Below are 13,777 nucleotides of genomic sequence, written 5' to 3'. Positions count from 1 at the left end.
CTAGCAACCAAAATTTGCCTAAAATTGTAGCAAGCCTTTTTTAATAAAATCTAAAATGTTTTAATAGTAAGAATATAAAATTAAAATGAGAAAATACTTAACACTTTTTAGTGGATTTAGGAGAAAAAACGCCCCATTAACCCTAATCATAAAAATGATTATTAGAAAGATTAATGTTTTGTAAATGCTCCTTATAAGTCGCGCTGAAAGCATGTTTTTTGTTGGGCATTTTCACAAAATACAAAAAGTTGGTTTCTTTAGGGAAAATCACAGCCCTAATCGCTTCTATACTCACGCTCCCTACGGGGTTTTTAGGCAAGCCTTTAAACCTATAAGTATTGTAGGGGGTGCTATCGTTTTTAATGCGATCTTTAGTTACTTTAATATGCGAAAACTCTTGGTAATTCAAAGCCCCATCCATTTGCAAAGGCATGCCTTTTTTTAGGCGGTTAAAAATCACGCTCGCAATCAGGGGCATTTCTTCAACATTGGCGGCTTCTTTTTGCACAATAGAAGCGAGAATGATTTTTTCAAACCACTCTTCTTTGTGGTAATACCCAAGCCATTGTTTGCTTAAAGCTTCGTGTTTTTTTAGAGATTGACCGATCAAAGCTTGCATGATTTTAAACGCATTCTCTCCTAAAGGCAAATGGTAAGTGTCCGGTAGTATCACCCCATCTTCTATCACAGAGCCGTTTAATCTTGGCGCGATGCTTTCATAAGCACCATTAAGTTCGCTTATTTCTAGTTGGTAAGTCTCGCTCAAAATTTGCGTGAAAAAATAGCGGGTTTCTCCAGGGATTAAAGTAACGCTTCTAAGAGCCACCTTCCCCTTAATCAAACGGATTAAAAAATCCCCTTTCCTTAAAGCCCCATCGCCCATGTCAATATAGCCTTTTTTAGGCATGCCCATTAGGCGTAAAAAAAGCAAATCCAAAGCGTTAATATCCACGCCCTGCTCTTTTAAAGAAAAAAACACTTTTTTGAGCGAACCTTGTGGGACAACCACCACTTTGTTAGGATAAATTGGTATACTTAAATAAAAAAGAATACTAATGAATAAAAGAAAGCATGTATCTAAGAAAGTATTTAATGTCATTATCTTGTTTGTGGTAGTATTCGCTATTTTAGTCGTCATTCACAAAACCCTTTCAAACGGCATTCATATACAAAATTTAAAAATTGGAAAGCTTGGCATTTCTCAATTATACTTAAAACTTAACAACAAGCTTTCTTTAGAAGTTGAACGGGTTGATCTCTCTTCTTTCTTCCATCAAAAACCCACTAAAAAGCATTTAGAAGTTTCTGATTTGATTAAAAATATCCGTTATGGCATTTGGGCGGTGTCTTATTTTGAAAAACTTAAGGTTAAAGAAATTGTTTTAGATGATAAAAATAAAGCCAATATCTTTTTTGATGGGAATAAATACGAGTTAGAATTTCCAGGAATCAAGGGGGAATTTTCTCTAGAAGACAATAAAAATATCAAGCTTAAAATCATCAATTTGCTTTTTAAAGACATTAAAGTCCAAGTGGATGGCAACGCCCACTATTCACCCAAAGCTAGGAAAATGGCGTTTGATCTCATTGTCAAGCCTTTAATTGAACCCAGCGCTACGATTTATTTAAAAGGGCTAACCGATTTAAAAACCATAGAATTAAAAATCAACACTTCTCCAATGAAAAGCCTAGCGTTTTTAAAACCCCTTTTCCAACGCCAGTCGCAAAAAAATTTAAAAACATGGATTTTTGATAAGATCCAATTTTCTAGCCTTAAAATTGATAACGCTTTAATTAAAGCCAATTTCACCCCTAGCGAGTTTCTCCCATCGCTCTTAGAAAATTCTGTAGCTAAAGCCACTTTGATTAAACCTTCAGTCGTTTTCAATGATGGCTTATCGCCCATTAAAATGGATAAAACCGAATTGATTTTCAAAAACAAACAACTCCTCATACAACCCCAAAAAATCACTTATGAAACCATGGAATTAACCGGCTCTTATGCCACTTTTTCCAATTTGTTAGAAGCCCCTAAGTTGGAGATTTTTTTAAAAACGACCCCCAATTATTATGGCGATAGCATTAAGGATTTATTGAGCGCTTATAAAGTCGTTTTGCCTTTGGATAAAATCAGCACGCCATCTAGCGCGGATTTGAAACTCACCTTACAATTCTTAAAAAACACCGCCCCACTATTTAGCGTTCAAGGCAATGTCAATTTGCAAGAAGGCACTTTTTCACTCTATAATATCCCCCTTTACACGCAAAGCGCTCAAATCAACCTAGACATCGCCCAAGAATACCAATACATCTACATAGAAACTACCCACACGCGCTATGAAAACATGCTCGATCTAGACGCTAAAATCGCTTTAGATTTGAATAAAAAAATCCTCTCTTTAGATTCTCTAGTCCATAAAATACGATTCAACACTAACAATAACATCAACATGCGTTCTTATGGCTTGAATAATACCCAAGATAACCCACAGCCTACTAAATTTTCTTTAGATTTAAAAAGTTTGCATTCCATTATTCAAGCGGGGGAAGACTCAGAGGTTTTTAGAAGAAAAATCATAGACACCATTAAAGCCCAGAGCGAAGACAAATTCACCAAAGATGTTTTTTACGCTACAGAAGACACTCTTAAAAACCTTTCTTTGAATTTTGATTTTTCTAACCCCAATCACATGCAATGGAGCGTGCCGCAACTTTTATTAGAGGGCGAATTGAAAGATAGTGCCTATGTGTTCAGGATCAAAGATTTGAAAAAAATCAAGCCCTATTCCCCTATTATGGAGTATTTCGCCTTAGAAGATGGCTCTTTGGAAGTTTCTACAAGCGATTTTATTAATATTGATTTTTTCGCTAAAGATTTAAAAATCACTTTACCCATCTATCACAGCAACGGCAAGCAATTCAATTCCCTCTCTTTATTTGGCTCTATCAATAAAGATGAAATTTCTGTCTATACTCCAAGTAAAAGCATATCCATAAAAGTTAAAGGGGATCAAAAGGATATTACCCTTAATAACATTGACTTGAGTATTGATGATTTTTTAGATAGTAAGATGCCAGCTATTGTGGGATTATTCTCCAAAGAACGAAAAGAAAAGCCCAGCTCTAAAGAAGTCCAAGATGAAGATATTTTTATTAGCGCGAAACAACGCTACGAAAAAGCCCATAAAATTATCCCTATTTCCACACGCATCCATGCTAAAGATGTCGTATTAATCTATAAAAAAATGCCTTTTCCTTTAGAAAATCTTGACATTGTCGCTCAAGATGACAGAGTGAAAATTGATGGCAATTATAAAAACGCCATGATCATGGCGGATTTAGTGCATGGGGCTTTGTATCTTAAGGCCCATAATTTTAGCGGGGATTATATCAATACCATCCTCCAAAAGGATTTCGTAGAAGGGGGCTTATTCACGCTTATTGGAGCTCTTGAAGATCAGGTTTTCAATGGCGAATTGAAATTCCAAAACACAAGCTTAAAGAATTTCGCCCTCATGCAAAATATGATCAATCTCATCAACACCATTCCCTCCCTCATTGTCTTTAGGAACCCCCATTTAGGGGCTAATGGCTATCAAATCAAAAAAGGGTCTGTTGTTTTTGGGATCACTAAAGAATATTTAGGGTTAGAAAAAATTGATCTTATTGGCAAAACGCTTGATATTGCCGGCAATGGGATCATTGAATTAGACAAAAACAAATTGGATTTGAATTTAGAAGTTTCCACTATTAAAGCTTTGAGTAATGTCTTGAATAAAATCCCTATTGTGGGCTATCTTGTCTTAGGAAAAGGAGGCAAAATCACCACTAATGTGAATGTCAAAGGCACTCTAGATAAGCCTAAAACTCAAGTAACTTTAGCGTCAGATATTATCCAAGCGCCTTTTAAAATCTTGCGCCGTATTTTCACGCCTATTGACATTATCGTGGATGAAGTCAAAAAAAATATTGATTCAAAAAGGAAGTAAAATGACGCTCAATGAAGCCGTTAAAGACAAAGTTTATGAAATTGTAGGAATCACCAACTGCGATGAAGCCCTTAAAAAACGCTTCCTCTCTTTTGGTATCCATGAAGGGGTGCGATGCACGCTTTTGCATTCTTCTATGAAAAAAGCCACGCTTTCTGTTAAAATCAATCATATTCAAGTGGCTTTAAGATCCCATGAAGCACAATACCTTATCGTCAAAGAAAGCGTATAAAATGAGTGTGAAACGCGCTAAAACGCGCCAAAAAGCCCAGCAAATCAAAGAACTACTCTTAAAACATTACCCCAACCAAACCACCGAATTGCACTATAAAAACCCCTATGAATTATTAGTGGCTACCATTTTAAGCGCTCAATGCACGGACGCTAGAGTGAATAAAGTAACGCCTAAATTATTTGAAAAATACCCGAGCGTGAACGATTTAGCGCTCGCTTCTTTAGAAGAGGTTAAAGAAATCATCAAATCCGTTTCTTATTTCAACAACAAAAGCAAGCATTTAATCAACATGGCGCAAAAAGTGGTTAGGGATTTTAACGGCGTTATCCCTTCTACACAAAAAGAATTGATGAGCTTAGATGGCGTGGGGCAAAAAACCGCTAATGTGGTGCTTTCAGTGTGCTTTGATGCAAATTATCTCGCCGTAGATACCCATGTGTTTCGCGCAACCCACCGCTTAGGCTTAAGCAACGCTAAAACGCCCATCAAAACCGAAGAGGAATTGAGCGAGCTTTTTAAAGACGATTTATCCCAACTCCACCACGCCTTAATCTTGTTTGGCCGTTATACCTGTAAAGCCAAAAACCCTTTATGCGATGCGTGTTTTTTAACAGCATTTTGCATTTCTAAAGCTCGCTTTAAGGCGTAATAGCTTTATTTGTTATAAAATTTATAGTAAAATTAAGATTTTATAATCAAAGTCAAATCATTCTTGAAAGAGTAGAGTTTAATGCCAGAAACAGAACTTAATAAGTTAAAAATAGCCGAAAAAGAGAAAGAAAAAGCTAGTAAGGAAAGAGAACTAGAGCTTTCCACTTATTTAGAAGAACTCATCTGCGATTATAAAAACCTTTTGGATATGGAGATCGTTTTTAGCGCCGAGCTTGGCTCTACGCAAATTCCTTTATTGCAAATTTTGCGTTTTGAAAAAGGCTCTGTGATTGATTTGCAAAAGCCCGCCGGAGAGAGCGTGGATACTTTTGTGAACGGGCGGGTTATTGGTAAGGGTGAGGTGATGGTTTTTGAAAGGAATTTAGCCATTCGTTTGAATGAAATCCTTGATTCTAACGCCATTGTGTATTATCTCGCTAAAAATTCATGAGATTGTTATTCTTGATACTGAGCACTACTTTGATGTTATTGGCTGACGAAAAAATACCTTTAAATGATGACGCTCCCATTAAACTTACGCATTGGCAAAATGTTTTAAAAGAAGTCCAACCTGATGAAAATACCAAAACGCCCCCTATCAAAGCCGTTCAAACCACGCTCACTTTTGAAACGCCCTTTAATAAAACGCCAAAAATCATGGAAGTTGAAGGCCAAAAAGTGATCGTTTTAAAAAATGCTAAACTGGATTCTAAAAAAACCATGGGTTTTAAAGAAGCCTCTTTAAACGCCTTAGAAATGTTTTCCTACCAAAATGACATCTATCTTTTGTCTAAAAAAGCCAAAGATTTAGAAGTCCAAGCTTCAAGCAGCAAGGATAAAAAACAAATCCGCTTTCTTTTTTTACCCAAAGGTTTTCACTTGGCCCCACCGCCTAGCCTTAAAGAAAACTCTCAGCAAACTAACCTTGCACAAAAAGACACCAACGAGCAAGCCCAAAACCCCTTAAACGCTTTAGAGCTAAAACCCCCACTGGATTTAAGCCATGCTTACAAGGCGTTAGCGGTTATTGCTGTCTTGCTCTTAATATTGTATATAATCAAAAAAAAAATTGTTCCTACACAAGGGTCTTTTTCTGCAAAAGATTTTAAGTTAGAAATTAGTGTTTTGGGTCGTGTGGATGCACGCCATAAAATCGTTTCCATAGAAACTCATAAGGAGCGTTACTTGGTTTTATTAAGCGACAAATACGGCCTGCTTTTAGACAAAATAAGCCCCAAAACATCTAAAGAAGATTTGATCAAAGAAACTGAAAATAATATAAAGAATTCAAAATTAGGAAATTTATATGCCGGAAAATTCTAAATTACAATCTGTTAAGTTAGGGAAAAATTTTGATCCCGTGGATCATTCTAACAGGAATTTTTTCTTTTCTCTCATTCTGTCTATATTGTTGCATTGGTTGATTTATTTTTTATACGAACACAGAGAAGATTTTTTTCCTTCAAAACCCAAGCTCGTTAAATTAAATCCTGAAAACTTATTGGTTTTAAAAAGAGGCCATTCGCAAGATCCAAACAAAAATAATCCAGGCGCTCCTAAACCCACGCTAGCTGGCCCCCAAAAACCCCCAACGCCCCCCACTCCGCCAACGCCCCCAACGCCCCCAACGCCCCCCACTCCGCCCAAACCTATAGAAAAACCCAAACCTGAGCCAAAGCCTAAACCCAAACCAGAACCCAAAAAGCCCAATCACAAACACAAGGCGCTTAAAAAAGTGGAAAAAGTGGAAGAGAAAAAAGTAGCAGAGGAGAAAAAAGAAGAGAAAAAGGTGGTGGAACAAAAAGTAGAGCATAAAAAAGTGGAAGAGAAAAAACCGGCTAAAAAAGAATTTGATCCTAACCAGCTTTCTTTCTTGCCTAAAGAAGTTGCACCACCCAGACAAGAAAACAATAAAGGCTTGGACAATCAAACTAAAAGGGATATTGATGAATTGTATGGCGAAGAATTTGGGGATCTAGGCACAGCCGAAAAAGATTTCATTAGGAATAATTTAAGGGATATTGGGCGCATCACGCAAAAATATTTAGAATACCCTCAAGTAGCCGCTTATTTAGGGCAAGACGGGACGAATGCGGTGGAATTTTACTTGCATCCTAATGGCGATATTACCGATCTTAAAATCATTGTTGGCTCTGAGTATAAAATGCTTGATGACAACACCTTAAAGACCATTCAAATCGCTTATAAAGATTACCCACGCCCTAAAACTAAGACTTTAATCCGCATTAGAGTGCGTTATTTCTTAGGGGGCAATTAAGGAGACAGCATGGAAATCACGCTTTTTGACCCCATAGACGCCCATTTGCATGTGCGAGAGGGCATGCTTTTACAAGCGGTATTGAAATATTCTAGCGAGCCTTTTAGCGCTGCAGTGATCATGCCCAATCTCAGCAAGCCCTTACTTGACGCTCCAATCACCCTTGAATATGAAGAAGAAATTTTAAAAAATTCTTCACACTTCAAACCTTTAATGAGTTTGTATTTTAATGATGGTTTGACTTTAGAAAAATTACAGATCGCTAAACACCAGGGCATTAGGTTTTTAAAGCTCTACCCCAAAGGCATGACCACAAACGCGCAAAACGGCACTTCGGATTTATTGGGTGAAAAGACTTTAGAAATTTTAGAAAACGCCCAAAAATTAGGCTTTATTTTATGCATCCACGCCGAACAAGCTGGGTTTTGTTTGGATAAAGAATTTTTATGCCACAGCGTTTTAGAAACTTTCGCCCATTCATTCCCTAAACTCACAATCATTATAGAGCATTTGAGCGATTGGCGCAGTATCGCTTTAATTGAAAAGCATGACAATCTCTATGCGACTTTAACCTTACACCACATAAGCATGACTTTAGATGATTTATTAGGGGGGAGTTTGAACCCGCATTGTTTTTGCAAGCCTTTAATCAAAACTAAAAAAGACCAAGAAAGGCTTTTATCCCTTGCTTTAAACGCCCACCCTAAAATTTCTTTTGGTTCTGATAGCGCCCCGCATGTTATTTCTAAAAAGCATAGCGCTAACATTCCAGCAGGCATCTTTTCTGCACCTATTTTGTTGCCTGCATTGTGCGAACTTTTTGAAAAACACAACGCTTTAGAAAATTTGCAAGCCTTCATCAGCGATAACGCTAAAAAAATCTATGCACTAGACAATTTGCCGAGCAAAAAAGTGCATCTGTCTAAAAAACCCTTTATAGTCCCTACACACACGCTTTGTTTGAATGAAAAAATTGCTATCTTAAGAGGGGGCGAAACGCTATCTTGGAACCTTCAAGAAATCGCCTAAAAAATACCGCTTTTTTTGTGGGGCTTTTTGTTATTTTATTTTTCATTGCAATGACGCGCCAAACCCCCCCCCTACGCTTTTATACACAATCAAGCCCTTGTTACTGAAACCCCCCCCTATTTCACTCAACTTATTATCCCTAAACCCCATGACGCTTTAAGCGTGCATGCAAGCACGCTAATCAGCCTACCTCATGGCAATCTCTTGAGCGCTTATTTTAGCGGCACTAAAGAAGGGGCAAGAGACGTGAAAATCAGCGCTAATCTTTTTGATGGTAAGTCCAATCGTTGGAGCGAAGCTTTCATTATTTTAACCAAAGAAGAGCTTTCTAAAAACGCGCATGAATACATCAAAAAATTGGGTAACCCCTTACTTTTTTTGCATAACAATAAGATTTTGTTGTTTGTCGTGGGGGTGAGCATGGGCGGGTGGGCGACTTCTAAAATCTATCAATTTGAGAGCGCTTTAGAGCCGATTGATTTCAAATTTGTGCAAAAACTCTCTTTAAGCCCTTTTTTAAACTTGAGCCATTTAGTAAGGACTAAACCCTTAAACACCACTGATGGCGGTTTTGTGCTGCCGATCTATCACGAATTAGCCACGCAATACCCTTTGTTATTGAAATTTGACAAACACCATAACCCAAAAGAGCTTTTAAGGCCAAACGCTTTAAACCACCAGCTCCAGCCAAGCCTAACCCCCTTTAAAGACTGCGCTATCATGGCGTTTAGAAACCATTCTTTTAAAGATTATCTCATGCTAGAAACTTGCAAAAACCCCACCACTTGGGAAAAAGTCATTGCAACGAATTTGAAAAACTTAGATGATTCTTTGAATTTACTCAATCTAAACGGATCGCTATATTTAATCCATAACCCTAGCGATTTGTCCTTACGGCGTAAAGAACTCCTGCTTTCTAAATTAGAAAATATAAACTCGTTTCAAACCTTAAAAATTTTGGATAAAGCCAATGAAGTGAGTTACCCAAGCTCTAGCCTTAATCCTTATTTTATAGACATTGTCTATACCTATAACCGCTCTCATATCAAACACATCCGTTTCAATATGGCTTATTTAAATTCCCTTCTCAAGTAATTGTTATGGTTCTATCTTCTTATGTGCTGAGTTTTGTATGGCTTTTTTTAATTTTCTTTTTTTTCAAACATAAGGCGTTAAAATTAAGGCTTTCGCTTTCGTTTGTAAGCGTGATTTTAAGCAATATCGCTTTTAAAAACTCTCTGTCGCTCAATGCTTTTTTAAGCAGTTTTATGGCATCCTTAAGCCCCTTTAGTTGCCTTTTAATCCTTGCGTATGTGAGCTTTTCGTGCAATTTACTCAAAAAACCCCCTTTAGAAACCTTGCAATCTTATAGCGTCATGCTATTTTTTAATGTGTTGCTTTTGATAGACATTTTAGGGTTCTTGCCTTTTTCCATTTACCACCATTTCATGGCTTCTCTTATTTTTAGCGCGCTTTTTTGTGGCAGTTTGTTTTTGAGTAGCCCTTTATTAGGCGTCATTGCTTTAATGGCTTTAACTAGTTCGCTTTTTGTCCGCTCTAACTTTCAAATCTTGGATTCTTTATTGGATTTCCCTTTGCTTCTTTTTGTCTTTTTTAAGACTTTATATCTTGTCCAAAAAAGGTTGTATCAACGCTTATGAAACCCTTATCTAATGCCCTTTTTTCACTCTTTTTAAAAGGTTTTTATTTCACCTTTTTTATGAGTTTGTTGTTTGTGTTCAATCGTATCGGCTTTATCCTTTATACAGGCTATTATAAGCATGCTTTAAAAAACCCTGTTTTTGATGAAATCATTAAAACCCTACTCAATGGGGCAAGATACGATAATCGTGTGGTTTCAGGCCTAGCGATTCTTTTTATCATCATCGGGTTATTAGGGTTATTTATCCCTAAACACCAAACCAAAATGCTCAATGTTGTAGCTTATTTTTCTATCGCCATGATTTTATTTTTAAATATTGCTAACATCGTTTATTATGGCATTTATGGGAATGTGTTTGATGAAAATTTATTGGAATTTTTCCATGAAGACACGCTCACTATTTTAAAAATGAGCAAGGAATACCCCATCCTTTCTAGTTTTTCACTCTTTGTGGTTTTGAGCGTTTTAACTTCTTTCATTTATTTCAAACTCCAAAACACCCTTTTTAAGCAAAAAAACACCTATCCAACCACCAAACCCCTTAAAACTTTCATTTTATTCATTCTTTTTTCGCTCACGCAAATGTTTTACATTAACGCGCAATTGAGCTTTGTGGGCGCGTCTTTAGATCTCAGTATAGAGCCAGCCAAAGATCCCTTTTTGATGAAAATCACCCCCGGAGCGTTTCGCAGCCTTTATCTTTTAGCGCGCAATTACAGAAAAAGCCATAACCTTAAATTCAGCGATTTTTCTAAAGAAACGCCTTTAGAAGTAGCGAAAAATTATTTTAATCTTAAAGAGAACTCCCAAAACAACCTCTATGATTTGCTTTCTCAAACAAGCCACAATAATTCCAATCAAACCATTAAGCATGTTTTTTATATCGTTTCAGAGTCCTTAAGCTCATGGCATTTTGATAAAAAATTTGATGTTATAGGGCTAACGAGCGCTTTACAAGACTTGGTTAAGAAAGATCATGCCTACATGCTCTCTGCTTTTATTGAAAGCGCCCCACGAACCGTAAAAAGCCTGGATGTCCAAATCACAGGCTTACCCTACATTAACGATAATAACTTGATCAATTCTGGAGTGATCCTGCCTAGCTTCCCTATGGCGATTGGCAATATCACAAAAACTCTAGGTTATAGAAACAACTTTTATTATGGCGGTAGCGGGATTTGGAATAAACTGACGAGTTTCACTAAAAAACAAGGTTTTCATGCCCTTTATTTCAATAACCACCTTTTAGAATTTGCAAAAAACAAGCCCTACCCTAAACCCATAGAGAGCAACTGGGGAGTGCATGATAATATTTTATTTGACTATATTTTAGAAAACACCAACCCTAATGAAAAAACTTTCAGCATGGTGATGACTTTGAGTAATCATGCAATCAAAAATGTGAATCTCAAAGCCTTTGGCGTGCCTTTAGAAAAGATCCAAAATTTTGTAGAAAAAACCCCCAAATCGCAAAATCTACCGGACGCTAATTCTTTAGGGCATATTTACTGGTATGACAAAGTGGTAGTCAATTTCATCAAAAAAGCCAGCCAAAAATTCCCTAACTCGCTTTTTATCATCACAGGGGATCATTTTGACAGGAGTTACGAATACGCTAAAAACGATTTGTATATCACTAAATCCGTGCCGCTCATTTTATATGCCCCTACCCTAAAGCCTAAAATAATCAGTCAAGTCGGCTCGCATTTAGACATCGCCCCTAGCATCATTGAATTAGTCGCTCCTAAAGATTTCCCTTTCGTGAGTTTTGGGAAGCCTTTATTTTCCAACAACACAACAAACCCTCCAAGCCACCCCAATTACGCACTAGGCTATGAAGCGATCGCTACTAAAGATTATTTTTATAACCCAAGCGTGGGGTTAAGGTATTTGAACGAAAACCACAAAGAGCAAGAGGATAAACAAAACGACAAAATAGAAGCTTCTAAGTTTTACCAGCAATTAGAATCTTTAAAAGCGCTCAGTTATTACTTGCTCTATCATGGGGCTAATCTCAAAGATTTGCAAGACAAGTAGAGTTTTGATACAAAAACTCTATTCTTATTAAGTATCAATCATAAGATTTTAAAAAAGCCTTTAAGCGTTTTAAACAAGAGTTTTTTACCTTAAACGCATAATTTTTGCTACAATAGTAAGATTTTAATTATATAAAGGACAAATGGGCATGCCAAATAGGGGCGTTGTTTTATTAGACGGGCAAGCGCTAGCTTACAATATAGAAGAGGATTTGAAACATAAAATCCAAACAATAACCGCACAAACGCACAAACGCCCCAAATTAGCCGTGATTTTAGTGGGGAAAGACCCTGCGAGCATCACTTATGTCAACATGAAGATCAAAGCATGCGAAAGGGTGGGCATGGATTTTGACTTAAAAACCCTTCAAGAAACTATTACTCAAGATGAATTATTATCCTTGATTAAAGATCATAATAGCAATGAAGATATTTCAGGCGTTTTAGTCCAGCTCCCCTTGCCCAGGCACATTGATTCTAAAATGATTTTAGAAGCCATTGACCCCAATAAAGATGTGGATGGTTTCCACCCCCTTAATATCGGCAAGCTCTGCACCCAAAAAGAATCCTTTCTGCCAGCCACCCCTATGGGCGTGATGCGTCTTTTAGAGCATTATCATATTGGAATCAAGGGTAAAGATGTGGCGATTATTGGGGCGAGCAATATCATTGGCAAACCTTTGAGCATGCTCATGTTAAACGCTGGGGCTAGCGTGAGCGTGTGCCATATTTTGACTAAAGACATTAATTTTTACACCCAAAACGCTGATATTGTCTGCGTGGGCGTGGGTAAGCCTGATTTGATTAAAGCGAGCATGTTAAAAAAGGGGGCGGTAGTCGTGGATATTGGGATCAATCATTTGAATGATGGGCGTATCGTGGGCGATGTGGATTTTACAAACGCCCAAAAAGTCGCCAGTTTTATCACCCCTGTGCCTAAAGGAGTGGGCCCTATGACGATTGTCTCGCTTTTAGAAAACACTTTAATCGCTTTTGAAAAACAACAAAGGAAGGGATTTTAAATGAAATTTTTACGCTCTTTTTATGCATTTTGCTCTAGCTGGGTAGGGACGATCGTTATTGTGCTGTTGGTTATCTTTTTTATCGCACAAGCCTTTATCATTCCCTCTCGCTCTATGGTCGGCACGCTCTATGAGGGCGATATGCTTTTTGTTAAAAAATTTTCTTATGGTATACCCATTCCTAAAATCCCATGGATTGAGCTTCCTGTTATGCCTGATTTTAAAAATAACGGGCATTTGATAGAGGGGACTCGCCCTAAACGAGGCGAAGTGGTGGTGTTTATCCCCCCCCATGAAAAAAAATCTTACTATGTTAAGAGGAATTTTGCCGTTGGAGGCGATGAGGTGCTATTCACTAATGAGGGGTTTTATTTGCACCCTTTTGAGAGCGATACGGATAAAAATTACATTTCTAAACATTATCCTAACGCCATGACTAAAGAATTTATGGGTAAAATTTTTGTCTTAAACCCCTATGCAAATAAGCATCCGGGTATCCATTACCAAAAAAATAATGAAACTTTCCATTTCATGGAGCAATTAGCCACTCAAGGTGCAGAGGCTAATATCAGCATGCAACTCATTCAAATAGAAGGCGAAAAGGTGTTTTATAAAAAAATCAATAACGATGAATTTTTTATGATAGGCGATAACAGGGATAATTCTAGCGACTCGCGCTTTTGGGGGAGTGTGGCTTATAAAAATATCGTGGGTTCGCCATGGTTTGTTTATTTCAGTTTGAGTTTAAAAAATAGCTTGGAAATGGATGCAGAAAATAACCCTAAAAAACGCTATTTGGTGCGTTGGGAGCGCATGTTTAAAAGCGTTGAAGGCTTAGAAAAAATCATTAAAAAAGAAAAAACAACGCATTAAG

The 13,777-nt window shown here is 37.3% G+C and carries 13 protein-coding genes; 12 read left to right on the top strand and 1 reads right to left on the bottom strand.

Features of this window, described 5'->3' with window-relative positions; all coding sequences use genetic code 11:
* Positions 1–142: 142 nt before the first annotated feature.
* The gene (gene mltG, locus AA977_RS02645) at positions 143–1,138 is read right to left on the bottom strand and encodes an endolytic transglycosylase MltG (protein WP_064434480.1); all 996 of its coding nucleotides are present in this window, start codon (positions 1,136–1,138) and stop codon (positions 143–145) included.
* On the opposite strand from mltG, the gene AA977_RS02640 reads away from it, so the two are divergent.
* The 12 genes from AA977_RS02640 to lepB all read left to right on the top strand — a co-directional run bounded on the left by AA977_RS02640 (position 1,056) and on the right by lepB (position 13,776).
* Positions 1,056–3,989, top strand: coding sequence for a DUF3971 domain-containing protein (locus AA977_RS02640; RefSeq protein WP_064434479.1), 2,934 nt, complete (start codon positions 1,056–1,058; stop codon positions 3,987–3,989). The two genes, mltG and AA977_RS02640, sit on opposite strands and share 83 nt — an antisense overlap.
* Before the next feature lies 1 nt (position 3,990).
* Positions 3,991–4,221, top strand: a complete 231-nt coding sequence (locus AA977_RS02635) for a FeoA family protein (protein ID WP_064434478.1) — start codon at positions 3,991–3,993, stop codon at positions 4,219–4,221.
* Between the two features lies 1 nt (position 4,222).
* On the top strand, positions 4,223–4,873 hold the full coding sequence (gene nth / locus AA977_RS02630) for an endonuclease III (protein WP_064434477.1): 651 nt from the start codon (positions 4,223–4,225) through the stop codon (positions 4,871–4,873).
* A gap of 81 nt (positions 4,874–4,954) precedes the next feature.
* Positions 4,955–5,326 (top strand): flagellar motor switch protein FliN, encoded by a 372-nt coding sequence (fliN, locus tag AA977_RS02625; RefSeq protein ID WP_064434476.1) that lies wholly within the window; start codon positions 4,955–4,957, stop codon positions 5,324–5,326.
* On the top strand, positions 5,323–6,198 hold the full coding sequence (locus AA977_RS02620; RefSeq protein WP_064434475.1) for a hypothetical protein: 876 nt from the start codon (positions 5,323–5,325) through the stop codon (positions 6,196–6,198). The genes fliN and AA977_RS02620 overlap by 4 nt, the downstream gene beginning before the upstream one ends.
* Positions 6,182–7,153: an energy transducer TonB gene (locus tag AA977_RS02615; protein WP_064434474.1), complete on the top strand. Its 972-nt coding sequence runs from the start codon at positions 6,182–6,184 to the stop codon at positions 7,151–7,153. Before AA977_RS02620 ends, AA977_RS02615 begins: the two co-directional genes overlap by 17 nt.
* A gap of 9 nt (positions 7,154–7,162) precedes the next feature.
* The gene (pyrC, locus tag AA977_RS02610) at positions 7,163–8,182 is read left to right on the top strand and encodes a dihydroorotase (protein WP_064434473.1); all 1,020 of its coding nucleotides are present in this window, start codon (positions 7,163–7,165) and stop codon (positions 8,180–8,182) included.
* Between the two features lie 132 nt (positions 8,183–8,314).
* Positions 8,315–9,277 (top strand): exo-alpha-sialidase, encoded by a 963-nt coding sequence (locus tag AA977_RS02605; RefSeq protein WP_366648815.1) that lies wholly within the window; start codon positions 8,315–8,317, stop codon positions 9,275–9,277.
* Between the two features lie 5 nt (positions 9,278–9,282).
* Complete coding sequence (locus AA977_RS02600) at positions 9,283–9,843, top strand: 3-deoxy-d-manno-octulosonic acid hydrolase subunit 1 (RefSeq protein WP_064434471.1); 561 nt, start codon at positions 9,283–9,285, stop codon at positions 9,841–9,843.
* Positions 9,840–11,882, top strand: a complete 2,043-nt coding sequence (locus tag AA977_RS02595) for an LTA synthase family protein (protein WP_064434470.1) — start codon at positions 9,840–9,842, stop codon at positions 11,880–11,882. The genes AA977_RS02600 and AA977_RS02595 overlap by 4 nt, the downstream gene beginning before the upstream one ends.
* 148 nt (positions 11,883–12,030) lie before the next feature.
* The gene (folD, locus tag AA977_RS02590; RefSeq protein WP_172796001.1) at positions 12,031–12,903 is read left to right on the top strand and encodes a bifunctional methylenetetrahydrofolate dehydrogenase/methenyltetrahydrofolate cyclohydrolase FolD; all 873 of its coding nucleotides are present in this window, start codon (positions 12,031–12,033) and stop codon (positions 12,901–12,903) included.
* Entirely contained in the window at positions 12,904–13,776 is an 873-nt protein-coding gene (lepB, locus tag AA977_RS02585; RefSeq protein ID WP_064434468.1) for a signal peptidase I, read from the top strand.
* Position 13,777 lies beyond the last annotated feature (1 nt).

The organism is Helicobacter pylori, from assembly GCF_001653455.1.
GTDB lineage: Bacteria > Campylobacterota > Campylobacteria > Campylobacterales > Helicobacteraceae > Helicobacter > Helicobacter pylori_A.
Note: the sequence above shows the minus strand (reverse complement) of the source record. Positions and strands in the feature narration are given on the sequence as shown.

What these genes read in the sequence shown, in the direction of transcription:
- AA977_RS02615 (WP_064434474.1), top strand. Translation starts at nt 6,182, where the DNA reads ATGCCGGAAAATTCTAAATTACAATCTGTTAAGTTAGGGAAAAATTTT.
- nth (WP_064434477.1), top strand. Translation starts at nt 4,223, where the DNA reads ATGAGTGTGAAACGCGCTAAAACGCGCCAAAAAGCCCAGCAAATCAAA.
- AA977_RS02600 (WP_064434471.1), top strand. Translation starts at nt 9,283, where the DNA reads ATGGTTCTATCTTCTTATGTGCTGAGTTTTGTATGGCTTTTTTTAATT.
- AA977_RS02635 (WP_064434478.1), top strand. Translation starts at nt 3,991, where the DNA reads ATGACGCTCAATGAAGCCGTTAAAGACAAAGTTTATGAAATTGTAGGA.
- lepB (WP_064434468.1), top strand. Translation starts at nt 12,904, where the DNA reads ATGAAATTTTTACGCTCTTTTTATGCATTTTGCTCTAGCTGGGTAGGG.
- AA977_RS02595 (WP_064434470.1), top strand. Translation starts at nt 9,840, where the DNA reads ATGAAACCCTTATCTAATGCCCTTTTTTCACTCTTTTTAAAAGGTTTT.
- fliN (WP_064434476.1), top strand. Translation starts at nt 4,955, where the DNA reads ATGCCAGAAACAGAACTTAATAAGTTAAAAATAGCCGAAAAAGAGAAA.
- folD (WP_172796001.1), top strand. Translation starts at nt 12,031, where the DNA reads ATGCCAAATAGGGGCGTTGTTTTATTAGACGGGCAAGCGCTAGCTTAC.
- mltG (WP_064434480.1), bottom strand. Translation starts at nt 1,138, where the DNA reads ATGACGACTAAAATAGCGAATACTACCACAAACAAGATAATGACATTA.
- pyrC (WP_064434473.1), top strand. Translation starts at nt 7,163, where the DNA reads ATGGAAATCACGCTTTTTGACCCCATAGACGCCCATTTGCATGTGCGA.
- AA977_RS02620 (WP_064434475.1), top strand. Translation starts at nt 5,323, where the DNA reads ATGAGATTGTTATTCTTGATACTGAGCACTACTTTGATGTTATTGGCT.
- AA977_RS02640 (WP_064434479.1), top strand. Translation starts at nt 1,056, where the DNA reads ATGAATAAAAGAAAGCATGTATCTAAGAAAGTATTTAATGTCATTATC.